This window comes from Pantoea sp. Cy-639, assembly GCF_011752525.1.
Taxonomy (GTDB): domain Bacteria; phylum Pseudomonadota; class Gammaproteobacteria; order Pseudomonadales; family Pseudomonadaceae; genus Aquipseudomonas.
In genome coordinates this window covers 1-25,888 of sequence record NZ_VWXI01000018.1, presented here as the reverse complement: position 1 = coordinate 25,888, position 25,888 = coordinate 1, and the positions used below count along the sequence as shown (strand labels likewise).

Genomic DNA, 25,888 nt, shown 5'->3' with positions numbered 1-25,888 from the left:
CAGGCTATTGCAAGCCTAGCAAAGGGCGGCGAAGTGTGTGGACTACTCGTCCTTCACCCTTCGGCGCGCATTCTAGCGCGCTCGCGGAAAAAGCAAAGCACCAGAAACGCCCGAGGCCCTGTAAGTTTTCGACCCGGGTCGCGAACAGGACAGACAAACCGTTTGCCCGACGCGAAACAGCAAACTACAGGCAAAAAAATGCCCGGCGAACCGGGCAAGTTTTCCAGCGTCGCGGCTTACAGGTTGTAGCCACGCTCATTGTGCTGAGCCAGGTCGAGACCGACCGACTCTTCCTCTTCGCTGACCCTCAGGCCCATCACCAGGTCCAGCACCTTGAGGATCACGTAAGTCACCACGGCGGTGTAGACCACGGTGAAGATCACGCCCTTGGCCTGGACCCAGAACTGCGCGGCGATATCGGTGACGGCGCCAAAGCCACCCAGGGCCGGGGCCGCGAACACCCCGGTGAGCAGGGCCCCGACGATGCCACCGATACCATGCACGCCAAAGGCGTCGAGGGAGTCGTCATAGCCCATCTTGCGCTTGAGGCTGGTAGCGCAGAAGTAGCAGATCACACCCGACGCCAGGCCAATCACCAAGGCCCCCATCGGGCCGACGGTACCGGCGGCCGGGGTGATGGCGACCAGACCGGCGACCACGCCCGAGGCGATGCCCAGCGCGCTCGGTTTGCCGTGACCGAGCCACTCGGCGAACATCCAGCTCAGGGCCGCAGCGGCGGTGGCGATCTGGGTCACCAGCATGGCCATGCCGGCAGTACCATTGGCCGCGGCGGCGGAGCCGGCGTTGAAACCGAACCAGCCGATCCACAGCATCGCCGCGCCCATCAAGGTGTACCCCAGGTTGTGCGGTGCCATTGGCGTGGTCGGATAGCCCTTGCGCTTGCCCAGCACCAGGCAGCAGACCAGGCCGGCGATACCGGCATTGATGTGCACCACGGTGCCACCGGCGAAGTCCAGCACGCCCCAGTCCCACATCAGCGCACCGTCGCCGCTCCAGACCATGTGCGCGATCGGCGCGTAGACCAGGGTGAACCACACGGTCATGAAGATCAGCATGGCCGAGAACTTCATGCGTTCGGCGAAGGCACCGACGATCAGCGCCGGGGTGATGATGGCGAACGTCATCTGGAAGGTGATGAAAACGGCTTCGGGGAACAGCGCGGTGGCCGAGGTCAGGTTCGATGGCGTGACGCCGCTGAGGAAGGCCTTGGAGAAACCGCCGATGAATGAGTGGAAATTGAGCACGCCTTTTTCCATACCACTGGTATCGAAGGCCAGGCTGTAGCCATAGACGACCCACAGAATGCTCATCAGGCCGGTGATGGCAAAGCACTGCATCATCACCGAAAGCACGTTCTTCGAGCGCACCATGCCGCCGTAGAACAGCGCCAGACCCGGAATGGTCATGAACAGCACCAGCGCCGTGGCGGTGAGCATCCAGGCGGTGTCACCGGAGTTCAGCGCCGGGGCGGCGTCCTCGGCCAGGGCCAGCCCTGGCATTACGAGGGGCAATAGGGCTCCTAGCCCTGCGATCTTGCGCAGAGTCATGTTGTTTTCTCCTGGGGCGTTGGGTTTGGTGAGGCTTTTTTGCTACTTAGATCGCGTCGGTATCGGTTTCGCCGGTACGAATGCGGATCGCCTGCTCCAGATTGACCACGAAGATCTTGCCGTCACCGATCTTGCCGGTGTTGGCTGCCTTGGTGATGGCCTCGATCACACGGTCCAGGTCCTTGTCGTCGATGGCAACATCGATCTTCACCTTGGGCAGGAAATCGACCACGTATTCAGCGCCGCGGTACAGCTCGGTGTGACCTTTCTGCCGACCGAAGCCTTTGACCTCGGTGACGGTGATGCCCTGCACGCCGATTTCCGACAGCGACTCGCGCACGTCGTCCAGCTTGAACGGCTTGATGATGGCAGTGACTAGCTTCATGAAACTCTCTCCCGATTCGATGGACTTGCCCCAGGAAAACAAACCCGTCTCAAGTCTAAGCGCAGCGCCTGGCTTTGTAACGCATCGTCGGCGCCATCCTCCCCGCTGAAACGCATCACGGTGATGACGAACACCTGACAGAGGGCCTGGCACTGCCTGGTCACGACGGCTCGCATCAGTGCATGGCTCATCAGGGTCTTTGCAGAAACCTTGCCAGCTCAGACAAAACCTCCCAAAACAGCGACTTACGCAAAAACGGTGGGGATTGGCTCATGACCGGCACGAAAAAGCCGCACAACTTCGGTGCGCGACCTTTGGCCGCCCTGCGCGAAAAGCGTGCAGCGCGGGCGGGACCAGGCGGCGTGCTACACTCCTGGCCTTTCACTGAATCAGCGGATAGCCAGACATGCTCGCCCCCAAAGCCTTTCTCGATGCCCTGAGCGACCAGGCCTCGCGCCTGTTCAGCGGCGACACCGCACAGCCACGCGCCGAGCTCGAGAGCCAATTCAAGGTGCTGATGCAGGGCGCCTTCAGCAAGCTCGACCTGGTCAGCCGCGAGGAGTTCGACAGCCAGATGGTGGTGCTGGCCCGCACCCGCGCTCGCCTCGAAGCACTGGAAAAACAGGTCGCCGAGCTGGAAGCCCGGATGGCGCCGCCAGCCGCAGAATAACAATCGATACACGGAGTGTTTGCCATGAAAGTCAGTGCCCGTAATGTCTTCGAAGGGACCGTCAGTGCCGTCCAGCCTGGCGCGGTGAATGCCGAGGTCGAACTGACCTTGGGGGGTGGCGAGAAGCTGATCGCGGTGGTCACCATGGCCAGCCTGCACAACCTCAACATCAATGTCGGCAAGCAGGCCGTGGCACTGGTCAAGGCCCCCTGGGTGGTCCTGATGACCGATGCGGCCGGCTACCGCCTGTCGGCACGCAACAGCCTGGAAGGCGAAGTGGTACGGGTCGGCGACGGCGCGGTGAATGCCGAGGTGGTGCTGAAGCTGTCCGGCGGCACCGAGGTCTATGCCATCGTCACTCGCGAAGCCGTGCAGGAGCTCGGTCTCAAGCCTGGCGCGAAGGCCACCGCGCTGATCAAGGCCTCGCATATCATCCTGGGCGCCAAGCCATGAGCTGATCCGGTTGTCGGCACACTTGCCCGCCTGGAGCAGGTGTGCCGGAAACCAGCGCCACCCCGTTGCCTTGTTAGAATTTTCCTACGCATATTTACGACCTTCAGCCAGATGAAACTTATTTAAGTTTCACCTTCCCGGTTGACTTGCCCGCTATGCTTTGAATAAAGTTCACCCGCCCCGAAAAGCGGGCCTTTATTTCAACTCACGAAGAATTCAATGGACACAGTATCTAGTCGCTGCCTGGCTGCCGCCTCGTGCTGCCGCCAGGCACTTGAACCGGAACTCCGGGCCCGCCTCCCAGGTCGGGCAAGCCGCGCCAGAGCCTGATGCTCCGCCGTAGCTTGCCGCCCCGGGTGCCCGCCCGGTCGGAGGCAAGCTCATGAACCTCATCACCCGCATTTGCCATCGCCTGCGCGCCCTCCCCATGGGGCCGCATGTCCGTGTGCCCGAGGCCGTTGCGCCTCTTTCCCCTTCTGCCCCACAGGGGCGGCGGCTGTGCGCCTTCTGGCTGCCGGCAGCCGCCAATGCCCCTTTGCGCCTGCACTGGCGCTACGCCGACAACCAGAAACCACCCAGTCGATGGCGTACCGGCCTGAGTCTTGCGTGACCGGTACGTCCCTCACTCGCAACTGAATTGACGCGTTAAATAACGTCAAACTTTCACGAACTTTTCATATTTATCAGTTCGCCGGTTTCTTATTGCCAAACGTTTATTCGAGGAATGACAAGACCATGGAATCAGCCAGTAGAAAGTTCGCTGCCGCTCTGAACTCCGGCATGCGCCAGCGAACTTGTAACCGTCGGAAAAACAAGGTTTTACACCGATCGAATGATCGCGGCCCGAGACCCGTTCACTCACCCGCCCAGCAGTGAGTCGACTGTGTCTCGTGCCGCCTCCCGCGGCAGGAGCACAGCCAAATGACCGTAAAAGACCGCAACACCACGACGAACGCCAACGAAGACGCCCGCCTGTCCACTCGTGCCGCCCGCGAGGCACGCAACGGCCTGGCCGTGACCTTCGCCAACCTCGACGCCAGCGAGTTCGGCCTCACCGAGCATGAAGCCGCCAAGCGCCTGCAGCGCGACGGCGCCAACGAGGTCGCCCACGACAAACCTGAACCTGCCCTGGTGCAACTGCTCAAGGCGCTGCACAACCCCTTCATCTACATCCTGCTGACCCTGGCCGGGATCAGTTTCGTCACCGACTACTGGCTGCCGCTGCGCGCAGGCGAGGTGGAAGACGCCGACCTGACCAAGGTCATCATCATCATGACCATGGTCAGCGTCAGCGGCCTGCTGCGCTTCTGGCAGGAATACCGCTCGGGCAAGGCCGCCGAGGCGCTCAAGGCGATGGTTCGCACCACCGCCACCGTGCTGCGCCGCGAACGCCACGACCAGGCGCCGACCCTGCGTGAAGTGCCGATGAACGAGCTGGTGGCCGGCGATATCGTGCAACTGGCCGCAGGCGACATGATTCCCGCCGACATCCGCCTGATCGAGTCCCGCGACCTGTTCATCAGCCAGGCCGTGCTGACCGGCGAGGCGCTGCCAGTGGAGAAATACGACACCCTGGGCCATGTCGCACAAAAGTCCGCCGATGACAGCGCCGGTGGCGAAAGCAGCCTGCTCGACCTGCCCAATATCGGCTTCATGGGCACCAACGTGGTCAGCGGGCGCGCCCGTGCCGTGGTGGTGGCCACCGGCAAGCGCACCTACTTCGGTTCCCTGGCCAAGGCCATCGCCGGCTCGCGTAGCCAGACCGCCTTCGACCGCGGGGTGAACAGCGTCAGCAGCCTGCTGATCCGCTTCATGCTGGTAATGGTGCCGGTGGTGTTCGTGCTCAACGGCGTGGTCAAGGGCGACTGGAGCGACGCTCTCCTGTTCGCCCTCGCCGTGGCCGTGGGCCTGACCCCGGAAATGCTGCCGATGATCGTCAGCGCCAACCTGGCCAAGGGCGCCGTGGCCATGGCCCGGCGCAAAGTGGTGGTCAAGCGCCTCAACGCCATCCAGAACTTCGGCTCGATGGACGTGCTGTGCACCGACAAGACCGGCACCCTGACCCAGGACCGGATCATCCTCGAGCATCATGTCGACCTGGCCGGCCGCACCGATCCGCGCCTGCTCGAACTGGCCTGGCTCAACAGCCACCACCAGAGCGGCGTGAAAAACCTGATGGACCAGGCCGTGCTGCGCTTCGCCGGCGAGAACGGCAGCTTCCAGCCACCGTACGCCTACGCCAAGGTCGACGAGCTGCCCTTCGACTTCATCCGTCGGCGCCTGTCGGTCATCGTCAAGGATGCCCTGGGCGACCACCTGCTGGTGAGCAAGGGCGCCGTCGAGGAGATGCTGGCCATCGCCACCCATGTCGAGGAAGGCGGCCAGCGCGTCGTGCTCGATGAGGCCCAGCGCCAGCAACTGCTGGCCACCGCCCACGGCTACAACCAGGACGGCTTCCGTGTGCTGCTGGTCGGCACCCGTGAGATTCCTGGCGCCATGGGCAAGGCCCAGTACCACACCGAAGACGAGCGCGATCTGGTGATCCGCGGCTTCCTGACCTTCCTCGACCCACCCAAGGAAACTGCCGGCCCGGCCATTTCCGCCCTGCGCGACATGGGCGTGCGGGTGAAGGTACTGACCGGCGACAACCCGGTAGTCACCTGCAAGGTCTGCCGCGAGGTCGGCCTGGAGCCCGGCCAGCCCCTGCTCGGCCAGGACATCGAACGCCTGGACGACGCCCAGCTCAAGGCGCTGGTCGAAGAACGCACGGTGTTCGCCAAGCTCACCCCGCTGCAGAAGTCGCGGGTGCTCAAGGCGCTGCAAGCCAATGGCCACACCGTGGGTTTCCTCGGCGACGGCATCAACGACGCCCCGGCCCTGCGTGACGCCGACGTAGGTATTTCGGTGGACAGCGGCACCGACATCGCCAAGGAGTCGGCCGACATCATCCTGCTGGAAAAGAGCCTGATGGTGCTCGAGGAAGGTGTGCTCAAAGGTCGCGAAACCTTCGGCAACATCATGAAGTACCTGTGCATGACCGCCAGCTCCAACTTCGGCAACGTGTTCTCGGTGCTGGTGGCCAGCGCCTTCATCCCGTTCATGCCGATGCTGGCGATCCACCTGCTGCTGCAGAACCTGCTGTACGACTTCTCCCAGCTGTCGCTGCCATGGGACCGCATGGACAAGGAGTTCCTCAGCGCGCCGCGCAAATGGGATGCACGCAATATCGGACGCTTCATGCTGTGGATCGGGCCGACCTCGTCGATCTTCGACATCACCACCTTCGCCCTGATGTGGTACGTGTTCGCCGCCAACAGCGTGGAAATGCAGGCACTGTTCCAGTCCGGCTGGTTCATCGAGGGGCTGCTGTCGCAGACCTTGGTGGTGCACATGCTGCGCACCCGCAAGGTGCCGTTCTTCCAGAGCACCGCGGCATTGCCGGTGATCCTGGCGACCGGCCTGGTGATGTGCATTGGCATCTACATTCCGTTCTCGCCACTGGGGGCGATGGTCGGCCTGGTACCGCTGCCCTGGGAATACTTCCCATGGCTGGCCGCGACCCTGCTCGGCTACTGCCTGGTCGCGCAGACCATGAAGACCCTGTACATCCGCCGCTTCGGCCAGTGGTTCTGACATGCGCGTGCTGATCTGCGCAGGCCGCAACTACGCCGACAGCCGCCGCTGCCGCCTGGCGCTGGACGAGCTCCAGCGCCAGCGACCGGTGCGGGTGGTGATCCATGGCGGCAGCCAGTTCCTCGGTGGCGACATCGAGGGCTGGGCCCGCGAGCACGGCGCCGACATCGTCCGCTATCCCCCCAACTGGCAGTTGCACGGCAAGCTCGCCGAACGCCTGCGCAACGTCTTCATGCTGCGTGACAGCAGGCCGGACACGGTGCTCGCCCTGCCCGGCGGCGACGACACCGAGGAACTGCTGGCGCGGGCACGCGGAGCGGACATTCCGGTGATCTGCGTGCACCGGCCACGCGAGGATCGACCCACACCCGGCTGAACGGAAAAACCACGATGCACTCTTTTCGGCAACGGACGCCAACTCCCCACTAAGCTCTCCCAGGCCGCAGGAAGCGGCCTGTACCCTGACTGCAAGGAGTGCCCATGTCCCTCGCCCTTGTCCACAGTCGCGCCCAAGTCGGCGTGCTGGCGCCAGCCGTCAGTGTCGAGACCCATCTGGCCAACGGCCTGCCCGCCCTCACCCTGGTCGGCCTGCCGGAAGCCACAGTCAAGGAAAGCAAGGACCGGGTGCGCAGCGCCATCGTCAACTCCGGTCTGGACTACCCAGCCCGGCGCATCACCCAGAACCTCGCCCCGGCTGACCTGCCCAAGGACGGCGGCCGCTACGACCTGGCCATCGCCCTGGGCATCCTCGCCGCCAACGGCCAGGTACCGGTGGCCGTCCTCGAGGCTGTCGAGTGCCTCGGCGAGCTGGCCTTGTCTGGCGCTTTACGCCCCGTGCAAGGCGTGCTGCCTGCCGCGCTCGCCGCACGAGAAGCCGGGCGGGCACTGGTGGTGCCGCGGGAAAATGCCGAGGAAGCCAGCCTGGCCAGTGGCCTGGTGGTCTATGCCGTAGGGCATCTGCAGGAGCTGGTGGCACACCTGAACGGGCAGTTGCCGTTGGCGCCCTACGCGGCCCAGGGCCTGCTGCTGGAACAACGCCCCTACCCCGACCTCAACGAGGTCCAGGGCCAGGTCGCCGCCAAGCGTGCCCTGCTGGTCGCTGCGGCCGGCGCGCACAACCTGTTGTTCACCGGGCCGCCTGGCACCGGCAAGACCCTGCTCGCCAGCCGCCTGCCCGGGCTGCTGCCAGCGCTGGATGAACAGGAGGCACTGGAAGTCGCGGCGATCCGCTCGGTCAGTGGCCAGGCACCACTGACCTGCTGGCCACAACGCCCCTTCCGTCACCCCCATCACTCCGCCTCCGGCCCTGCACTGGTCGGCGGCGGCAGCCGTCCGCAACCCGGGGAGATCACCCTGGCCCACCATGGCGTGCTGTTTCTCGATGAGCTGCCGGAGTTCGAACGACGCGTGCTGGAGGTATTGCGCGAGCCGTTGGAGTCTGGGGAGATCGTCGTCGCCCGGGCCCGTGACCGGGTGCGCTTTCCGGCGCGTTTTCAGTTGGTGGCAGCCATGAACCCCTGCCCCTGCGGCTACTTCGGCGACCCCAGCGGCCGTTGCCGCTGCAGCCCTGAACAGATTCAGCGCTACCGCAACAAACTCTCCGGCCCCCTGCTCGACCGGATCGACCTGCACCTGACCGTAGCCCGCGAGAGCACCGCGCTGAACAGCCAACCCAGCGGTGAAAGCAGCGCCACTGTCGCAGTCCGGGTTGCCGAGGTACGGGAGCTGCAACAGCGCCGCCAGGGCTGCGCCAATGCCTTTCTCGATCTCAAGGGGTTGCGCCGCCATTGTCCGCTGCCTGCCGTCGACCAGGCCTGGCTGGAAAGCGCCTGCGAACGCCTGAACCTGTCGCTGCGCGCTGCGCATCGCTTGTTGAAGGTGGCCCGCACCCTGGCCGACCTGGAAGGCTGCGAGGCCATTGGCCGGGCTCACCTGGCCGAAGCGCTGCAATACCGGCCTGGCAGCTGATGACGCAGGCCACTGCAGCGGGTCCTCACTTCCCGGCGGTGTCCTTCCAGCCGCCGCCCAGAGCCAGGAACACGCCAATCTGCCCCATCGCCACCTGGCTGTTGGCCGCCGCCAGTTGCGCACGCATGTCGGTGTAGGTCCGGGTCGCCTGCAGATCGGCCAGGAACGACTCGCGCCCTACCTGGTAGCGCAGGTGGGTCTGGTCTGCCGATTCCTTGGCCGAGCGCTCGGCATCGGCCAGCGCGTCACGCCGGTCGAGCAGCGCGCTGTACTGCGCCAGGCGCGTCTGGGTCTCGCGGATGGCGTTCAACACCACCCCGTCGAAGTGCGCCAGGGCTGCCTGGGTCGAGGCTTCGGCCTCGCGAATGCGCGCACGGGTGCCGTTGGTGGGGATGTTCCAGCTGACTTGCGGGCCGAAGCCCCAACGGTTGGTCGACGGCTCGCCAAGGTTCTTGAGCAAACCAATGGTGCCGACCTGCGCGCCGATGCTGATATCCGGATACAGCGCACCGGTCGCCACGCCGATGGTGGCGGTGGCAGCGGCCAACTGGCGCTCCGCCTGGCGCACGTCGGGACGACGCTTGAGCAGCGCGGCGCCATCGCCGATCGGCAGCAGTTGCGTCAGCTGTGGCAACTCGGCGCAGTCGGCGGTCCCCGCCGGCAGTTGCTCCACCGGCTTGGCCAGCAGCGCGGCCAAGGTATACAGGCCCGCCTCGCGTTCGGCCTTGAAGCGCGGCAGTTCGGCACGCAGCGACTTGAACTGGGTCTGCGAACGGGTGACCTGGGTGTCGTCGCCACGCCCGGCGTCGCGCAGGCGCTGAGTCAGTTGCACGCTCTGCTGCTGCAGGTCCAGCGACTCATGGGCGATATGGTATTCCTCGTTGGCCGAGCACACCTGGGTGTAGGCCTTGACCACATCGGCCACCAGGGTGATGCGCGCGGTGTCGGCAGCGGCCTGTACCGCGTCGGCATTGGCCTTGGCCGCCTCGGTGCCGCGCTTGAAGGTACCCCACAGGTCGAACTGGTAGGAGGCGCTGATGATCGCTTCGCCGATGTTGGACACCGGCACCTTCTCCGGCAGCAGGAATGCCTCGCCAGACTCCTGCAAGCGCTGGGCACCGAGCTTGACGCCGCCGTTGAAGCCGCCCTGGGATTCGGCCACCTCCACCTGGGCGCGGGCCTTGGCGATGTTGGCCGCGGCCACTCGCAGTTCGGTGTTGGCCGACAACGCCTGGCGCACCAACTGGTTGAGGCGCGGGTCCTGGTACAACTGCCACCAGTCTTCCGGCACCGGTGCCGACACCACACTGTCGGCGTCCTGGCGCAGCGGGCCGTTCAGGTCGCCGCGCTGCATTGCCGCGTCCTTGGGCAACTGGTAGTCCGGGCCGACCATCATGCAGGCGCCCAGGGACAGGCACAGCCCCGCCAGGATCAGTGGCTTCATGGATGCTGGCCCTCGACGATCGACACCGTGGCGGTACGTCCGGCAATCATGCGAAAGTCTTCCGGCACCTCGTCGAAGGCGATGCGTACCGGGATCCGCTGGGCCAGGCGTACCCAGCTGAAGGCCGGGTTGACGTTGGGCAGCAGGTTGGCGCCGCTGCTGCGGTCGCGGTCCTCGATGCCGGCGGCAAGGCTCTGCACATGGCCGCGCAGGCGAGTGCTGTCACCCATCACGCGGATGTCCACGGCATCGCCGACCTTGATGCCACCGAGCTTGGTCTCTTCGAAGTAGCCGTCGACGTGGTACGAGGCGCTGTCGACCACCGACAGCACCGGGCGCCCGGCACTGACGAACTCGTGGGCGCGTGGCGCACGATCGTTGAGGTAACCGTCCACCGGGCTGCGCACCACCGAACGGTCGAGGTTGAGCTGGGCGATATCCACCTGCACCTGCGCTTCGTTGACCGCCGAGCGTGCGCGGCTCTCGCGCGACTGGCTCTCTTCGAGTTGCTCGGCTGCAACCAGGTTGCCCAGCTTACGGTTGCGCTGCGCCTCGCGGGAGGCCTGGGCCAGGGCTTCCTGGCGCTCGGCCAGGGTTGCCTTGGCCTGGCGCAGGGCGAGGCTGAAGCGGTCCTGGTCGATGGTGAACAGCACGTCGCCGCGCTTGATGTTCTGGTTGTCGCGTACCTCGACCTGCTGGATCAGCCCGGAGACGTCCGGGGCGATCTGGATCACGTCGGCACGAATATGGCCGTCGCGGGTCCAGGGGGCGAACATGTAGTACACCACCATCTGCCATACGAGCACGGCGGCGAAGGTCACTACCAGCAAGGTCAGGACCACGCGGCCCAGGGTCAGCAAAGGTTTTTTCATGGCAGCATCAGGCTTCGGCAAAAGTGGTCCACCGCGCCAAGCAGCACGGCATACAGGGCAACGTTGAACAGCGCCCGGTGCCAGACCAGGCGGTAGAAGTGCAGGCGCACCAGCACCGCGTGCACCCCGAGGTACAGCAGGTAGGTGCCAAACATCATCACCAACAGCGTGGGCAGGAACACCCCGCTGATATCCAGTTCACCAATCACAGGGGCGCTCCGTCGAGGCCAGGTGGCAGTTGGGGTTGTTCGGCAGGCTCGAGCATCACCTCGACGCCAGGCAACAATGCCAGGCGCAAGCCGCTCAGGGCATGCAACAGGTGGGTGCGGGCATCGCCACGTTCGTCCGGGTCATCCTGGTTCAGCGCCAGGCGCGCCCTCTCCATGTTGCGCAGCAGCGCCGCCGGGGCATGCAGGCGCTCGCCGGCGCGCAGGCAGGCCGCGTAGTGCCCGCCGACCTCCTCGACCACCGTGCGCAGGCGCTCGCGGGCCTCGGTGCCGGCTCGCGGCAGATAGGCGAGCAGGTCCAGCAGGTTCAGGCCCACGCGCAGGTCGCGCAGGGCGACACCGCTGTCCTGGCCGGTCTGCGACAGGCGTGGCAGGTGCTGCATCAGGCGATCGAGCATCTGCACGCCAACCTGGCGATGCTCGGCCAGGGTAGCCGGCTCGGTCATCTCGACGATGTCGCGCCAGGCGAAGCGGGTCATGCGCTTGGCTGCCAGTTCCACGCCGAACGGACGTACCACCAGGGTCCAGACGAAGGCGAACAGCAGGCCCACCGGGCCGGCCAGGTTGGAGTTGAGGAAGGTGAAGAAGTCAGCGTCATAGGCGCCCTGGATACTGATGAAGGTCGAGGTGTTGACGATGGTCAGCAAGGTACCGAGGTAAAAGCGCGGCTGTACGGTCAGGGTGCCGACGCAGATGAACGGCACGGCGAAGGCCAGCACCAGCATGGCGAAATCGTGCAGGTTGGGCAGCACCAGGAACAGATAGAGGCTGGAGAAGATGACCGACATCAGCGTCCAGAAGAAGAACCGGTAGATCTGCGGCGCGGGGTCGTCCATGGCGGCGAAGAAACTGCACGATACCGCCGCGAGGATCACCGCGCTGGCGCCATCGTTCCAGCCCAGACCGATCCACAGGCCGCAGGCGACGACGATGGCGAGCACGGTCGAGCACACCGAGTAAAGCATCAGGCCACGGTCGAAGAAGGGCGTCAGGCGGCCCAGACGCCAATGGCGATAGACCGCGCGCCAGGGCGTGGCGTCGTCCTTGCGCAGGGCATGCTGCAGGGTGCAGCAGTCCTGCCACAGGTCAGCCCATTCGGTCAGGCGGTAGAGGGCGTTGGAGAGCAGCAGCGCGGCGCGCTGGTCGAGCACCGCGGCGCCTGGCTGCAGCTGGTCGATCTGCTCGTGCAGGGCGGTCCAGCGTGCCACGGCAGCACTGTCGGCGGTGCCCTTGAGCCAGTCGCGGGCAGCCACGAGCACCGGCTGCAGGCGGGCGAACTGTTCGGGCGCGCGGCCTTCCAGCGCCACCAGGGCGTCATCGAGGGCATCGATCACCGGCAACAGGTGGATCATCCGCCCACGCAGTTCACGGGCATTCTTCAGGGTATGCGGCCCAGCCCCTTCGTGCCCCAGCTGGCCAATCATCATTTCCAGCGAGTTGAAGGTGGCGACCATCGCCCCGCGCATGCCGCCGACCTGGCCAGCGCTGACTTCGCGGGCCAGGTACGCATCGCTGTAGCGGATCGCCTCGGCGAACCAGTTACCCGTGGCACCGACCACCACCGGGGCCAGGCGACGGGGCCAGAACACCGCGCCGACCACCGCCGCGCAGACGATCCCCAGGCAGATCTCCTGGGCCCGCGACGACGCCACGTCGAACACCGCCAGCGGGTTGTCGACCACGGCCAGGGCGATCATCGGCAAGGTGTAGCCGGCCAGCATCAGCACGTAGTTGTTGGCGGTACGCAGGTTCAGCGAGAGGAACAGCAGGGTGCCGGTCCACAGGGCGATGGCGATGCTCAGCAGCAGCGGCGACTGCACCAGCGGCGGCACCAGGAAGATTGCCCCGCCCGCGCCGAGCAGGGTGCCCAGGGCGCGGTACAGCGCCTTGGAACTGGTCGGGCCGAGGAACGGGCTGGAGACGATGTACACCGTGGCCATTGCCCAGTACGGACGCGGCAGTTGCATCAGCAGGGCGATGTACAGGGCGATCATCGACGCGGCGAAAGTGCGCACGCCGTAGAACCAGTCGCGGGCCGGCGGTACCGAGCTGAAGAAACCGCTCATGGCGTCCCGCCTGGCGTGCCAAGCCCTGCTTCCTCGAAGGCACGGATCACCCGCAGCGTGGCCTCCAGGTCGGCCCGGTCGATGCCGTGCAGCACCTCGTGGCGCAGGCGCACCAGCTCGCCTTCGATGGATTCGGCCAAGGCCCGGCCCTCGACGGTCAGGCTCAGGGCCTTGGCGCGACGATCCAGTGGGTCTTCGCTGCGGCATACCAGGCCGGCCTTGCACAACTGGTCGAGCAGGCGTACCAGCGACGGGCTTTCCAACCCGGCCGCCTGGGCCACGGCCACCTGGTGCACGCCATCCCCCAGGCGCACGATCATCAGCAACGGCACGGCGCAGGCTTCGGAAATGCCGTAGCCGGTCAGCGCGCCCTGGCACAGGCGACGCCAGTGCCGGGCAGCCACGACCATGCCGCTGCTGATCTTGAGTTGCAGTGCTTCAAGGGACATGTCAGGAACCGAGGATATTCATAGTTTGCTAACTATCAATATACGCCTTGCCCTCCCCCCGCCGTCAACCGTGAGCGATGAAGGGACAAGATGAAAGGTTGTTCATGAAGCCAGGCCCGCGCGCTCAAGGCTGGATCTGGTCTTCCAGTTTCATGGCCAGCGCCAGCGAGCTGCCCAGCTGGATCGCCTGGTCGCGCCAGCTCAGGTAACGTGCCGCGTCACGCCGGCTGAAATGTACCGCCAGTTCCTCGGCAGCCTGCATCACCCCGGTTGCTGCCGCCAACTCCAGCCAGTACAGCGCCGCGCGGACATCCTCGGCCACATAGACGCCGTGCAACAGACGATAGCCCACTTCGAAGCGACACCGCGCATCTCCGTGCTGGGCGCCCCGCTGGAACCATTGGTAGGCCTCCTGTGGATCGACCTGCCAAGGCGGGTCGCCTTCGCACACCTCCTCCTCGTACAAGTCGCCCAGGGCCGCGGCGGCATGGGGCATGCCGCGTTCGAAGGCATGCCGATAGTACTCGGCGGCATTGGCATAGGACACTTCCACGCCCTTGCCGAAATAATGCTGCTGGCCAAGGTTGAACCAGGCGGCGGCATGTCCCTGCAGGGCGGCCATGCGCAACAGGTGCCCGGCCAGCAGGGTGTCGGCGCGCCAGTACCGGCCATTGAGCCAGACCCAGCCAAGATCGTTGAGCACGTCCACGTTCCCCTGGAGCGCCTGCCGGCGCAGATCGGCATACACCCCCTGCAGGTCGACGGCTTCATCGAGCCGGTCGACAAGGCCGAAACGCTCACCTGCCAGGGCCTGCTGGCTGGGCAGGCCAACCCCGGCGAACAAGCGTCGGCGCAGGCCAGGTCGGACTGGCACAGGCGTGATCCGCTCAGGCAGAAGCCGCGCGAGCAGTGAATGGATATTGCTGGCAGCAGACATGTTCATCCTCATTGAACGACCCACAGCGCCGACCTCGACTGTGATGAGGCGTGATTCTGCGCGACGTCACGACAAAACCTGTCGCGAACGATTCAATACCCGGCAACCAAATGCCACTTCCTTGATCTGAGCAGGCCATGGCGAATTGCCATGCCCTGCCCATGCCGCCATCCTATTGCGGCAAGCCTAGACAAGGACGTTCCTTTTGCCGTTCGCCACCACCCGCGCCACTCTCAGCCGTCAATGGGCACTGCTACGCCAGTTGCCCAGCCGTTCTCCGGGGATCACCAGCGCCGAGCTGGTCTGGCGCCTGCGCGATGTCGGCTTCAGTGTCAGCAAGCGTACGGTGGAACGCGACCTCAACGAGCTGTCGCTGATCTTTCCACTGGAGCGCAACGACAAGAGCATTCCGTTCGGCTGGCACTGGGCAGCCACTGCCGGTAGCGAATTACGGGGCAATTTCGATCTGCACGGGTATTTGCGCGGCGACTCGCTGCAGCCTGTGCCGGGCGAGGGCGTGGAGCTGCAGGCGTGGATCAGCGATCCTCTGGCGCGGCAACTGCGTGAAACACCGCTGACCGGTGACATGCAACTGACCGCGCTGGAGCAAGGGCATCGCCTGCGGGCCACGGTGATCGATGGCTGGCCGCTGCGCTGGTGGCTGTTGAGCCATGGGGAAGGGTTGGTGGTGGAGTCACCGCAGGTACTGCGCGAGGAAATTGCCCGGACACTGGCCTCTGCGGCCGCGCAGTACCTGAAATGATCGCGGGGCTACGGCAAGCGCTCAACGCTCGCGCAGTGCCTCGCTGCGAGCCTTGATGATCGGCTTGAGCAAGTAGCTCATGATGGTCTTCTTGCCCGTCATGATGTCCACCGTCGCCACCATCCCCGGAATGATCAGCAGCGGCTTGTCATCGGTACCCAGGTGACTTTTCTCGGTACGCAGCTTGATCAGGTAGTAGGTGGTCTTCTTGTCCTCGTCGGTGATGGTGTCGGCACCGATCTGCTCGAGCTTGGCCTTCATACCGCCATAGATGGTGTAGTCATAGGCGCTGAACTTGACCGTCGCCTCCTGTCCCGGGTGCAGGAAAGCGATGTCCTTGGGCAGGATCTTCGCCTCGACTACCAGGGTGTCGTCCAACGGCACGACCTCGATGATGTCGCTGCCCGGCTGGATCACGCCACCAATGGTGTTGACCAGCATCTGCTTGACGATGCCACGCACCGGCGAGGTGACCATGGTGCGGTGTACCCGGTCATCCAGTGCCTTGCTGGTGGCGGTGGCCTTGTTCAGCTCGGTGCGGGCCTCGTTGAGCTGGGTCAGCGCCTCGCTGCGGAACTTGCCGCGGGTCTCCTCGATCTTGCTCTGGACCTCCTTGATGGCCGCCTCGGCGCGTGGAATGGCCAGGGCAGTGGAGTCCATCTGGCCACGGTTCTCGACCTCGGCACGGCGCAGGCGCAGCACCTCGACCTGGGAGATCGCGCCCTGGGCCACCAGCGGCTCGGACATGGCGATTTCCTGGCGCAGCAACTGCAGACTGTTGGCGTACTGGGCACGCTTGGAGTTGAACTCGCGCAGCTCCTGCTGCTTCTGCACCAACTGCTGCTGCAGGCCACCGATCTCGTCCTGCAACTGCTGACGCCGGCTCTGGTACAGCGACTGTTCGTTGGCGGCCTGGCTCGGTGCGGCCTTGCGCAGTTCCTCGTCGATTTGCAGCGGCTTGTCCTCGACCTCGGCGCTCAGGCGCTGCACCCGCAGCGCCATGGCCAGGCGCGAGGCCTCGGTCTCGTCGACATTGGAGGCGAAACGGGTCTCGTCCAGGCGCAGCAAGGGCTGGCCGACTTCGACGATCTCCCCTTCCTTGGCGTAGATTTCGGCGACGATGCCGCCCTCGAGGTTCTGGATCTTCTGCACCTTGGACGACGGGATGGCCTTGCCCTCGCCGCGCGTCACCTCGTCGATGGGCGCGACGCTGGCCCAGATGATCAGGAACAGGAAGAAGGCAATCACGCCCCAGATGGTCAGGCGCACCACCCGCGGCGCATCCTCGATCAGCGCCTTGTTGACCTCGGGCAGCGGCTGCCCGGCCAACGATTCCGAGCCTTTGAAGTAGCGGCGCAGGCTGTCCTTGACTCGCCCCATATCCAACTTATGCAACACTGATCTGCCCCTTCTTCAGCGCATCCATGACAGCGGCTTTCGGGCCATCCGCGACGATCTGCCCACGGTCGATGACGATCAACCGGTCCACCAGCGACAGCAACGAGGCGCGATGGGTGACCAGCAGCACGGTCTTACCCTCGACCACTGCGGCGAGGCGCTGCTTGAGGCGCTCCTCGCCGGTGTTATCCATGGCACTGGTGGGTTCGTCCAGCAGCAGGATCTGTGGATTGAGCAGCAGTGCCCGGGCCAGGGCGACGTTCTGCCGCTGGCCGCCAGACAGGTTCTGCCCCCGCTCACCGACCTGCAGCTCGTAGCCGTCCGGGTGCAGGCGGGCGAACTCGTGCACGCCCGCCAGCTCCGCGGCCTGCAGGATCAGCTCGTCCTCGATGTAGCGGGCGCCGCTGACCAGGTTGTCACGCAGGGTACCGGCCAGCAGCTGGATGTCCTGGGGCACGTAGCCGATGTTGTGGCGCAGCTCGCTGACATCGACCTGGCGGATGTCCACGCCATCGACCAGCAACGAGCCACCGTCGGCCTCGTACAGGCCGACGATCAGCTTGGCCAGCGAGCTCTTGCCCGAGCCACTGCGGCCGATGATGCCGACTTTCTCGCCCGGACGGATGGTCAGGTTGATGCCCTTGAGCGCCTTGTTCTGCTGGTTCGGATAGGTGAACTCGACACCGCGGAACTCGATGGCGCCTTGTAGCACCTGACGGCTCAGCGGCCGCTCCTCGAAGTTGCGCTCCTGGGGCAGCGCCATCATCTGGTCGGTGGCGACCATGGTCACCTTGGCCTGCTGGTAGCGGGCCAGCAGGCCGTTGAGCTGGCCCAATGGGCCGAGGGCGCGACCACTGAGCATGTAGCAGGCCACCAGGCCACCCATGCTGAGGTTGCCGTCGATAATCAGGTACACGCCCACGCAGATCATCGCCACGCCGGCCAGTTGCTGGATCAGCAGGGTGATGTTGGTGGCCAGGCCCGACAGCACCTTGACCCGCAGTTCCAGGCGGCTGAGGGTGCCGAGGGTCTGCTCCCACATGTACTGGCGCTCGCTCTCGGCATTGTTGACCTTGACCGCATCCAGCCCGGCGAGGGTCTCGATCAGGCTCGACTGGCGCTCGGAGGCCAGTGCCATGGTGCGCTCCATGGTCGCCATCAACGGCCTCTGCAAGGCATAACCGATGCCCAGGGCCAGCGGGAAGGCGAGGATCGGGATCCACACCAGGTGCCCGCCGATGATGGCGATGACCATCAGGATCAACAGGGTGAACGGCAGGTCGATCAGGCTGGTCAGCGTCAGCGACGCGAGGAAGTCACGCAGGCCCTGGAACTCGTGGATGTTCTGGGCAAAGCTACCGACCCGGGCCGGGCGGTACTTCATCGACATGCCGACGATGCGCTCGAACAGCGTGGCCGAGATGATCAGGTCGGTCTTCTTGCCGGCCAGGTCCAGGCACAGGCTGCGCAAACCTTTGAGAATGAGGTCGAAGACATAGGCGCCGGCGATGCCGATGGCCAGCACCCACAGCGTCGAGGTGGCCTGGTTGGGCACCACGCGGTCGTACACGTTCATCACGAACAACGGCGCGGCCAGGGCGATCAGGTTGATCACCAGGCTGGCGGCGATGGCATCGATGTACAGCCACTTGCTGCGCATCAGGGTGTCGCGGAACCACGAGCGCGCCCGTGGGATGAGGTTGCCGTGGTTGACGTCGAACTTGTGTTGCGGCTGGGCGAAGAACACCTTGCCGGTGTAGTCGTCGAGCAAGGCTTCACGGCTGACCATGACTTCGCCGCCGTCGCTTTCGCTGAGCAGCAGGCGGGCGGTGTCTTCGTTTTCCCAGCCCAGCAGGACGGCGCAGCGGCCCTCCTTGAGCAGCAGCATCGCCGGCATGGCGATGCTCGGGATCTGCTCCAGCTTGCGTTGCAGCAGGCGCCCCTGCAGCCCGGCGCGAGCGGCTGCACGGGGCAGCAACTCGGCGGTCAGACGCTGGGAGGGCAAAGGTAGCCCAGTGGTCAGCATGGCCCGGCTGGCGGGCTTCTGATGCAGGACACACAGGGTCAGCAGACTGTCCAGCAGCGGGTCGTCATGCTGACTGCGTGGATCGTGGCTGAGATGGACTCGACTGGCTTCGGATTCCACGCGGCGCTCTCTTCATCCTTGCGGGGTGATTCAAGATGCGCCTGTCAGTTCATGCCTGGCAGGTTCACCTTGGGTTTCAGGTCGTTCTGCACAACAGCAGCCATCGGGGCTACGACACCCTGGCTCTTGAGCAGTTGGCCAATGGTCGCCTTGATTCGGTATTGAGTAAACAATTGTATGTTCTTCACTTCCACCAGACGACGCTGGGCAGTGAAGGTTTCATTCTCGCTGTCGAGCAGGTCGAGCAAGGTGCGCTCGCCCAGGCTGAACTGCTGCTGGTACGCGCTACGCACACGCTGGCTGTGATCGACGTACTGCTGGGCGATCGGCACCTGGGCATTGGCGTTGTCCAGAGCATTCCATGCCAAGCCTAACTCCTCATTGAGCTGGCGCAAGGCATTGTTGCGAATATCCAGGGCCTGGTTGGCCAGGGACGACTTCGACTCCAGGTCGGCCTTGTTGCTGCCACCGGCATAGAGGTTGAAGTTCATGCGCAGCATGGCCTGCCACTCGTTGTTGTGGCCCACTGCGCCATCGAGGTTGTTGTCGGCCGTTCGTCCGAGTTCGGCATCGAAGCGCGGATAGAACGTAGACTTCGCCGCTTCGTACTGTTTCTCGGCGGCCGCGATGTCCGACTCGGCCGAACGCAGCACCGGGCTGTTCTCGACCAGTTGGTGACGGGCTTCGTCGAGGGTCGCCGGCAGCAGGTCGACAAACGGCGCAGGCGTGCTTAACTCGTCCGGCATTTGGCCAACGACGCTCAGGTAGTTGGTGTTGGCGTCGGCCAGGTTGGTCTGTTCGGTGATCAGGTTGTTACGCGCCTGGGCCTGACGCGCTTCGGCCTGGTCGAGGTCGGCCATGCGGCCTACGCCACGGCTGGTGCGCAGCTTGATCTGGTCGAGGATGCGGTCGTGGTTGCGCAGGTTGTCTTCGGCCAGGCGCACCATTTCGCGACGGGTCAGCACGTCCAGGTAGACCTGGGCCACGGTCAGCGCGGTGCGCTCGGAGGTTCCCAGCAAGGAATAGGCCCGGGCGTTGACGGTGGCCTGCTGGCGGCCAACTTCGCTGGAAGTGGCGAAACCATCGAAGACCATTTGTCGCAGTCGAATGGCCGACTCACCACGGTTGAGGGTTTCCCAGCGGTTGCGCGTGCTTGGGCTGTCGGAACCTTCGCGACCATAACCGGCCGTCACGTCGACCCGCGGCAAATAGCCGCCCTGGGCAGCTCGCAATTGGTGATCGGCGGCCACGCGGGCATTCACGCCGGCCTGGATTTCCGGGTGCACTTCGAGGGCCTTCTGCATGGCCTCGGGCAGGGTTTGCGCTTGAGCGAAAGTGGCGGCGAGGGCGAAAGGAAGAGCGGTGAACAGTGACGCACGCATTTTTACGGGTTCCCGAGTGGAGCTGTTGTCCTGAATCACAGCCGAAGCCGTTCCTGCCTTGGAAAATGGCGAACTTGTTCCTGCGTAGGGAACTTCCGAGGAGGCAGTGCAATTAATACAAAAGGAAGGACTGGCTGCTGTTCAAATATCAATGTGACATTACGTGGGCGATTGTTTAGGATGGCAGCCATAAGGTCAATACTTTGGCATAAACTTAATAGCCAGAAATTATAGACGTAAAATTGACGCAGAATTGCGTCAAAAACATTATTGAAACATTCCATCAGACGCCGCCACCACGCGCCGGCAGGCATGGAAGCCAACTGAACGGGTAGTCCGGAGAGTCCAATGAGCACTGTTGTTGCCATCGTCAAAAGCATTGTTGGCCAAGTTATCGCCGTTTCCCCAGAAGGCATCCGCCGCGTATTGATCGAAGGCGACCGTCTGCTCGCGGGCGAGCAGCTCGATACCGGCCCTGGCGGCGCAGTGACCCTGGAACTGGCCGATGGCCGCCTGCTCGACCTGGGTCGTGACACCCAGTGGAGCGCCGACACCCCCGACAACGGCACCGACCTGAGCCAGGCCACCGCAGACGCCGCGCCATCGGTCGAGGAGCTGCAGCAGGCTATCGCCGCCGGCGCCGACCCGACCACCGAACTGGAAGCCACCGCCGCCGGCCCGAGTGCGGCAGGTGGTGGCGCGGCTGGCGGCGGTCACAGCTTCGTGATGCTGCAGGAAACCGCCGGAGTAGTCGACCCGAACATCGGCTTCCCCACTGGCCCGATCGGTTTTGCCAGCGGCCAGACGACCCTTGAGGTCGGCGGGCTTGATACGAACAACGCGACGGACGGCACCACCACAAACAACACGCCGATCCGTACCGACCTGACCCTCGGCGCCACCCCTTCGATCACTGAAGCGGGTGGTGTGATCGTCTATACCGCGACCGTCGGCCAGCCGCCGCTGACCAACCTGACCGTCACCCTGTCCAACGGCGCGGTGATCGTCATTCCGGCCGGCCAGACCACCGGGACGGTCAACGTGAACATCCCGGCGAACGATACCCCGTACATCGATGGTGGCCAGATCTCCGCCACCATCACCGGCACCACCGGCGGCAATGGCCTGATCATCACGCCGAGCACCACGCCGGCCGTTACCCAGGTGACCGACACCATCGACACCACCACGGCAACGCTGACGGCCAACCCGAGCGTGACCGAAGGCGGCGTGATCACCTACACCGTGACCCTGACCAATCCGGCCCAGACGCCGGTGACCGTCACCCTGTCCAACGGCCAGACCGTCACCATCGAGGCCGGCAAAAGTTCCGGCAGCGTCGACTTCCAGACGCCCGACAATGACGTCTATAACAACGGCAGCACCGTAAGCACCACGATCACGGGGGCAACGGGCGGCAACTTCGAGCATCTGGTCGCGAACCCGAAACCGGCCGAAACCGTCATCAATGACTCGATCGACACCACCACCGCCACGCTCACCGCAACGCCGAGCGTGACCGAAGGCGGCGTGGTCACCTACACCGTGACCCTGACCAATCCGGCCCAGACGCCGGTGACCGTCACCCTGTCCAACGGCCAGACCGTCACCATCGAGGCCGGCAAGAGTTCCGGCAGTATCGACTTCCAGACGCCTGCCAATGATGTGTTCGTCAATGGCAGCACCATCAGCACCACCATTACCAACGCCACCGGCGGCAACTTCGAAAGCCTGGTGCCTAACCCGACGCCGGCTGAGACCGTGGTCAGCGACAGCATCGATACCGTGACCGTGAACATTGCCAGCAATGGCAACGTGACCGAGGCTGAGCAACCCACCTTCACCGTTTCGGTCAGCCAGAAGCTCGACCATGACCTGACCGTGACCCTGAGCAACGGCGCTACCGTGGTTATCGCCGCCGGCCAGACAGAAGTGACCTACAGCCTCCCGGCCCAGGGCGATGACGTCTTCAAGGACGCAGGCTCGGTGACCCTTGGCGTGACGGACGCAGTGGTGCCAGGCAAGACCTTCGAGAATCTGGAGCTGGGTGGCGATGCCACCGTCCAGATCACCGACACCATCAGCGAAGTCGTCGCCACCCTGACCGCCGACAAGACCACAGTCGCCGAAGGTGGCGAAATCACCTACACCGTGACCCTGAGCAACGGCCAGAACCTGCCCGTTACCGGTCACAACGGTCTGACCTTCACCTTGTCCGATGGCACCAAAGTCACCATTCCGGCTGGCAGTGCTTCCGGCACCGTGACTATTACGGCTCCGGACGACGTGTTCGTCGGTGGTCAGCCAGCCATCACCAACAAACTGGAAAGCGTCACTGGCGACGACAACTTCGAGAAGCTGACCTTGGGCAAAGACTCGGTGAAAACCGAAGTCACCGACGAGCCAGGTACTGGCACTCCGGGCACCGACAACCAAGGTGATAAGGTCTCGGTCACCATCGTCGGCAACGGCCCGGTCACCGAAGACCAGCAACCAAGCTTCACCGTCAAGGTCAGCCAAAAGCTGGATCATGACCTGACTGTGACCCTGTCCAACGGTGCCAAGGTGGTGATCGCTGCTGGCCAGACCGAAGCTGAGTACAAGGCTCCAGCCCAAGGCGATGACGTCTTCAAGGACGGCGAGGCCCTGACCATCGGCATCACCGATGCTTCGGTTACTGGCAAAACCTTCGAGAATCTGGAGCTGGGTGGCGATGCCACCGTCCAGATCACCGATACCATCAGTGAAGTCGTCGCCACCCTGACCGCCGACAAAACCACCGTCGCTGAAGGCGGCGAGATCACCTACACCGTGACCCTGAGCAACGGTCAGAATCTGCCCGTTACCGGTCATAACGGCCTGACGTTCACCCTCAGCGACGGTACTAAGGTCACCATCCCAGCCGGCAGTGCTTCTGGCTCCGTGACTATCACGGCTCCAGATGACGTGTTCGTCGGTGGCCAACCAGCCATCACCAACAAGCTGGAAAGCGTCACCGGCGACGATAACTTCGAGAAGTTGACCCTGGGCAAAGACTCGGTGAAAACCGAAGTCACCGACGAACCAGGTACTGGCACTCCGGGCACCGACAACCAAGGCGACAAGGTCTCGGTCACTATCGTCGGTAACGGTCCCGTCACCGAAGACCAACAGCCTTCGTTCACTGTGAAAGTGAGCCAGAAGCTCGACTACGACCTGACCGTCACCCTGTCCAACGGCGCCAAGGTGGTGATCGCTGCTGGCCAGACCGAGGCTGAGTACAAAGCTCCGGCTCAAGGCGATGACGTCTTCAAGGACGGCGAGGCCCTGACCATCGGTATCACCGATGCCACCGTCACTGGCAAGACCTTCGAGAACCTGGAGCTGGGTGGCGATGCCACCGTCCAGATCACCGATACCATCAGCGAAGTCGTCGCTACCCTGACCGCCGACAAGACCACCGTCGCTGAAGGTGGTGAGATCACTTACACCGTGACCCTGACCAACGCCCAGGGACTGCCGGTCAATGGCCACAACGGACTGACCTTCACCTTGTCCGATGGCACCAAAGTCACCATTCCGGCTGGCAGCGCCAGCGGTACGGTTACCATCACGGCGCCGGACGATGTCTTCGTCGGTGGCCAGCCTTCGATCGTCAACAAGCTGGAGTCGGTCTCCGGTGCTGACAACTTCGAGAAACTGACCCTCGGCGACAACACCATCACCACGACCGTGACGGATGAGCCGGGCACTGGCACTCCAGGTACCGACAACCAAGGTGATAAGGTTTCCGTCACCATCGTCGGTAGCGGTCCCGTCACCGAAGACCAACAGCCTTCGTTCACTGTGAAAGTGAGCCAGAAGCTCGACCACGACCTGACCGTCACCCTGTCCAACGGCGCCAAGGTGGTGATCGCTGCTGGCCAGACCGAAGCTGAGTACAAGGCTCCAGCCCAAGGCGATGACGTCTTCAAGGATGGCGAGGCCCTGACCATCGGCATCACCGATGCTTCGGTTACTGGCAAGACCTTCGAGAACCTGGAACTGGGTGGCGATGCCACCGTCCAGATCACCGACACCATCAGCGAAGTCGTCGCGACTCTGACCGCCGACAAGACCACCGTCGCTGAAGGCGGTGAGATCACTTACACCGTGACCTTGAGCAACGGCCAGAACCTGCCCGTTACCGGTCACAACGGACTGACCTTCACCTTGTCCGATGGCACCAAAGTCACCATTCCGGCTGGCAGTGCTTCCGGCACCGTGACTATTACAGCTCCGGACGATGTCTTCGTCGGTGGCCAGCCTTCGATCGTCAACAAGCTGGAGTCGGTCTCCGGTGCTGACAACTTCGAGAAGCTGACCCTCGGCGATAACACCATCACCACGACCGTGACGGATGAGCCGGGCACTGGCACTCCAGGTACCGACAACCAAGGCGACAAGGTCTCGGTCACCATCGTTGGCAATGGCCCAGTCACCGAAGACCAGCAGCCTTCGTTCACTGTGAAAGTGAGCCAGAAGCTCGACCACGACCTGACCGTCACCCTGTCCAACGGTGCCAAGGTAGTGATCGCTGCTGGCCAGACCGAGGCTGAGTACAAAGCTCCGGCTCAAGGCGATGACGTCTTCAAGGACGGCGAGGCCCTGACCATCGGCATCACCGATGCCACCGTCACTGGCAAGACCTTCGAGAACCTGGAACTGGGTGGCGATGCCACCGTCCAGATCACCGACACCATCAGCGAAGTCGTCGCGACTCTGACCGCCGACAAAACCACCGTCGCTGAAGGCGGCGAGATCACCTACACCGTGACCCTGAGCAACGGTCAGAATCTGCCCGTTACCGGTCATAACGGCCTGACGTTCACCCTCAGCGACGGTACTAAGGTCACCATCCCAGCCGGCAGTGCTTCTGGCTCCGTGACTATCACGGCTCCAGATGACGTGTTCGTCGGTGGCCAACCAGCCATCACCAACAAGCTGGAAAGCGTCACCGGCGACGATAACTTCGAGAAGTTGACCCTGGGCAAAGACTCGGTGAAAACCGAAGTCACCGACGAACCAGGTACTGGCACTCCGGGCACCGACAACCAAGGCGACAAGGTCTCGGTCACTATCGTCGGTAACGGTCCCGTCACCGAAGACCAACAGCCTTCGTTCACTGTGAAAGTGAGCCAGAAGCTCGACCACGACCTGACCGTCACCCTGTCCAACGGCGCCAAGGTGGTGATCGCTGCTGGCCAGACCGAGGCTGAGTACAAGGCTCCGGCTCAAGGCGATGACGTCTTCAAGGATGGCGAGGCCCTGACCATAGGCATCACCGATGCCACCGTCACTGGCAAAACCTTCGAGAACCTGGAACTGGGTGGCGATGCCACCGTCCAGATCACCGACACCATCAGCGAAGTCGTCGCGACTCTGACCGCCGACAAGACCACCGTCGCTGAAGGCGGTGAGATCACTTACACCGTGACCCTGAGCAACGGCCAGGGGCTGCCGGTCAATGGTCACAATGGTCTGACCTTCACCTTGTCCGATGGCACCA

General features: G+C 64.0%; 19 protein-coding genes. 8 read left to right on the top strand and 11 right to left on the bottom strand.

Going from position 1 to position 25,888, the window contains the following annotated elements; all coding sequences use genetic code 11:
- Positions 1-236: 236 nt before the first annotated feature.
- Together F3J43_RS19845 and glnK are read right to left on the bottom strand one after the other, a co-directional pair.
- On the bottom strand, positions 237-1,568 hold the full coding sequence (locus F3J43_RS19845; RefSeq protein WP_166890745.1) for an ammonium transporter: 1,332 nt from the start codon (positions 1,566-1,568) through the stop codon (positions 237-239).
- Positions 1,569-1,614: 46 nt separating this feature from the next.
- Entirely contained in the window at positions 1,615-1,953 is a 339-nt protein-coding gene (glnK, locus tag F3J43_RS19840) for a P-II family nitrogen regulator (RefSeq protein ID WP_002555808.1), read from the bottom strand.
- 406 nt (positions 1,954-2,359) lie between these two features.
- On the opposite strand from glnK, the gene F3J43_RS19835 reads away from it, so the two are divergent.
- The 6 genes from F3J43_RS19835 to F3J43_RS19810 all read left to right on the top strand — a co-directional run bounded on the left by F3J43_RS19835 (position 2,360) and on the right by F3J43_RS19810 (position 8,677).
- Positions 2,360-2,623 (top strand): accessory factor UbiK family protein, encoded by a 264-nt coding sequence (locus F3J43_RS19835; protein ID WP_166890742.1) that lies wholly within the window; start codon positions 2,360-2,362, stop codon positions 2,621-2,623.
- A 24-nt stretch (positions 2,624-2,647) separates the two neighbouring features.
- Positions 2,648-3,076, top strand: coding sequence for a TOBE domain-containing protein (locus F3J43_RS19830; protein ID WP_166890739.1), 429 nt, complete (start codon positions 2,648-2,650; stop codon positions 3,074-3,076).
- 382 nt (positions 3,077-3,458) lie between these two features.
- The gene (locus F3J43_RS19825) at positions 3,459-3,686 is read left to right on the top strand and encodes a hypothetical protein (protein ID WP_166890736.1); all 228 of its coding nucleotides are present in this window, start codon (positions 3,459-3,461) and stop codon (positions 3,684-3,686) included.
- A gap of 311 nt (positions 3,687-3,997) precedes the next feature.
- Entirely contained in the window at positions 3,998-6,709 is a 2,712-nt protein-coding gene (mgtA, locus tag F3J43_RS19820; protein ID WP_166890733.1) for a magnesium-translocating P-type ATPase, read from the top strand.
- A 1-nt stretch (position 6,710) separates the two neighbouring features.
- On the top strand, positions 6,711-7,085 hold the full coding sequence (locus tag F3J43_RS19815) for a DUF2493 domain-containing protein (protein WP_166890730.1): 375 nt from the start codon (positions 6,711-6,713) through the stop codon (positions 7,083-7,085).
- 104 nt (positions 7,086-7,189) lie between these two features.
- Complete coding sequence (locus F3J43_RS19810; RefSeq protein WP_166890727.1) at positions 7,190-8,677, top strand: YifB family Mg chelatase-like AAA ATPase; 1,488 nt, start codon at positions 7,190-7,192, stop codon at positions 8,675-8,677.
- 25 nt (positions 8,678-8,702) lie between these two features.
- Here F3J43_RS19810 and F3J43_RS19805 read toward each other — a convergent pair whose 3' ends face one another.
- From F3J43_RS19805 to F3J43_RS24365, 6 genes are all read right to left on the bottom strand, one after another.
- Positions 8,703-10,121, bottom strand: coding sequence for an efflux transporter outer membrane subunit (locus tag F3J43_RS19805; protein ID WP_166890724.1), 1,419 nt, complete (start codon positions 10,119-10,121; stop codon positions 8,703-8,705).
- The gene (locus F3J43_RS19800) at positions 10,118-10,993 is read right to left on the bottom strand and encodes an efflux RND transporter periplasmic adaptor subunit (protein WP_166890721.1); all 876 of its coding nucleotides are present in this window, start codon (positions 10,991-10,993) and stop codon (positions 10,118-10,120) included. Before F3J43_RS19800 ends, F3J43_RS19805 begins: the two co-directional genes overlap by 4 nt.
- Positions 10,990-11,202, bottom strand: coding sequence for a DUF1656 domain-containing protein (locus F3J43_RS19795; RefSeq protein WP_011531590.1), 213 nt, complete (start codon positions 11,200-11,202; stop codon positions 10,990-10,992). The genes F3J43_RS19800 and F3J43_RS19795 overlap by 4 nt, the downstream gene beginning before the upstream one ends.
- Complete coding sequence (locus F3J43_RS19790; protein ID WP_166890717.1) at positions 11,199-13,286, bottom strand: FUSC family protein; 2,088 nt, start codon at positions 13,284-13,286, stop codon at positions 11,199-11,201. Before F3J43_RS19790 ends, F3J43_RS19795 begins: the two co-directional genes overlap by 4 nt.
- Positions 13,283-13,735, bottom strand: coding sequence for a MarR family winged helix-turn-helix transcriptional regulator (locus F3J43_RS19785; protein ID WP_166890713.1), 453 nt, complete (start codon positions 13,733-13,735; stop codon positions 13,283-13,285). Before F3J43_RS19785 ends, F3J43_RS19790 begins: the two co-directional genes overlap by 4 nt.
- A 124-nt stretch (positions 13,736-13,859) precedes the next feature.
- Positions 13,860-14,609, bottom strand: a complete 750-nt coding sequence (locus F3J43_RS24365; RefSeq protein ID WP_205297988.1) for a tetratricopeptide repeat protein — start codon at positions 14,607-14,609, stop codon at positions 13,860-13,862.
- Between the two features lie 268 nt (positions 14,610-14,877).
- On the opposite strand from F3J43_RS24365, the gene F3J43_RS19775 reads away from it, so the two are divergent.
- Entirely contained in the window at positions 14,878-15,435 is a 558-nt protein-coding gene (locus F3J43_RS19775; RefSeq protein ID WP_166890706.1) for a WYL domain-containing protein, read from the top strand.
- 21 nt (positions 15,436-15,456) lie between these two features.
- Here F3J43_RS19775 and F3J43_RS19770 read toward each other — a convergent pair whose 3' ends face one another.
- Genes F3J43_RS19770 through F3J43_RS19760 form a run of 3 tightly spaced genes read right to left on the bottom strand, consistent with a single transcriptional unit; the run spans position 15,457 to position 20,361 of the window.
- A complete protein-coding gene (locus tag F3J43_RS19770; protein WP_502706622.1) occupies positions 15,457-16,821 on the bottom strand; it encodes an HlyD family type I secretion periplasmic adaptor subunit in 1,365 nt (454 codons plus the stop codon).
- A 1-nt stretch (position 16,822) separates the two neighbouring features.
- Positions 16,823-18,979: a type I secretion system permease/ATPase gene (locus F3J43_RS19765; protein WP_166890698.1), complete on the bottom strand. Its 2,157-nt coding sequence runs from the start codon at positions 18,977-18,979 to the stop codon at positions 16,823-16,825.
- 44 nt (positions 18,980-19,023) lie between these two features.
- Positions 19,024-20,361 carry a TolC family outer membrane protein gene (locus F3J43_RS19760; RefSeq protein ID WP_166890695.1) on the bottom strand — a complete coding sequence of 446 codons (1,338 nt, stop codon included), beginning with the start codon at positions 20,359-20,361 and terminating at the stop codon, positions 19,024-19,026.
- 348 nt (positions 20,362-20,709) lie between these two features.
- Here F3J43_RS19760 and F3J43_RS19755 point away from each other — a divergent pair.
- Positions 20,710-25,888, top strand: a 5,179-nt coding sequence (locus tag F3J43_RS19755; RefSeq protein WP_166890692.1) for a retention module-containing protein, incomplete at its 3' end; no start/stop codon positions are given.

Bases quoted from the DNA above. Each gene is read 5' to 3' on its own strand.
- F3J43_RS19845 (WP_166890745.1), bottom strand. From the start codon at position 1,568: ATGACTCTGCGCAAGATCGCAGGGCTAGGAGCCCTATTGCCCCTCGTA.
- glnK (WP_002555808.1), bottom strand. From the start codon at position 1,953: ATGAAGCTAGTCACTGCCATCATCAAGCCGTTCAAGCTGGACGACGTG.
- F3J43_RS19835 (WP_166890742.1), top strand. From the start codon at position 2,360: ATGCTCGCCCCCAAAGCCTTTCTCGATGCCCTGAGCGACCAGGCCTCG.
- F3J43_RS19830 (WP_166890739.1), top strand. From the start codon at position 2,648: ATGAAAGTCAGTGCCCGTAATGTCTTCGAAGGGACCGTCAGTGCCGTC.
- F3J43_RS19825 (WP_166890736.1), top strand. From the start codon at position 3,459: ATGAACCTCATCACCCGCATTTGCCATCGCCTGCGCGCCCTCCCCATG.
- mgtA (WP_166890733.1), top strand. From the start codon at position 3,998: ATGACCGTAAAAGACCGCAACACCACGACGAACGCCAACGAAGACGCC.
- F3J43_RS19815 (WP_166890730.1), top strand. From the start codon at position 6,711: ATGCGCGTGCTGATCTGCGCAGGCCGCAACTACGCCGACAGCCGCCGC.
- F3J43_RS19810 (WP_166890727.1), top strand. From the start codon at position 7,190: ATGTCCCTCGCCCTTGTCCACAGTCGCGCCCAAGTCGGCGTGCTGGCG.
- F3J43_RS19805 (WP_166890724.1), bottom strand. From the start codon at position 10,121: ATGAAGCCACTGATCCTGGCGGGGCTGTGCCTGTCCCTGGGCGCCTGC.
- F3J43_RS19800 (WP_166890721.1), bottom strand. From the start codon at position 10,993: ATGAAAAAACCTTTGCTGACCCTGGGCCGCGTGGTCCTGACCTTGCTG.
- F3J43_RS19790 (WP_166890717.1), bottom strand. From the start codon at position 13,286: ATGAGCGGTTTCTTCAGCTCGGTACCGCCGGCCCGCGACTGGTTCTAC.
- F3J43_RS19785 (WP_166890713.1), bottom strand. From the start codon at position 13,735: ATGTCCCTTGAAGCACTGCAACTCAAGATCAGCAGCGGCATGGTCGTG.
- F3J43_RS19760 (WP_166890695.1), bottom strand. From the start codon at position 20,361: ATGCGTGCGTCACTGTTCACCGCTCTTCCTTTCGCCCTCGCCGCCACT.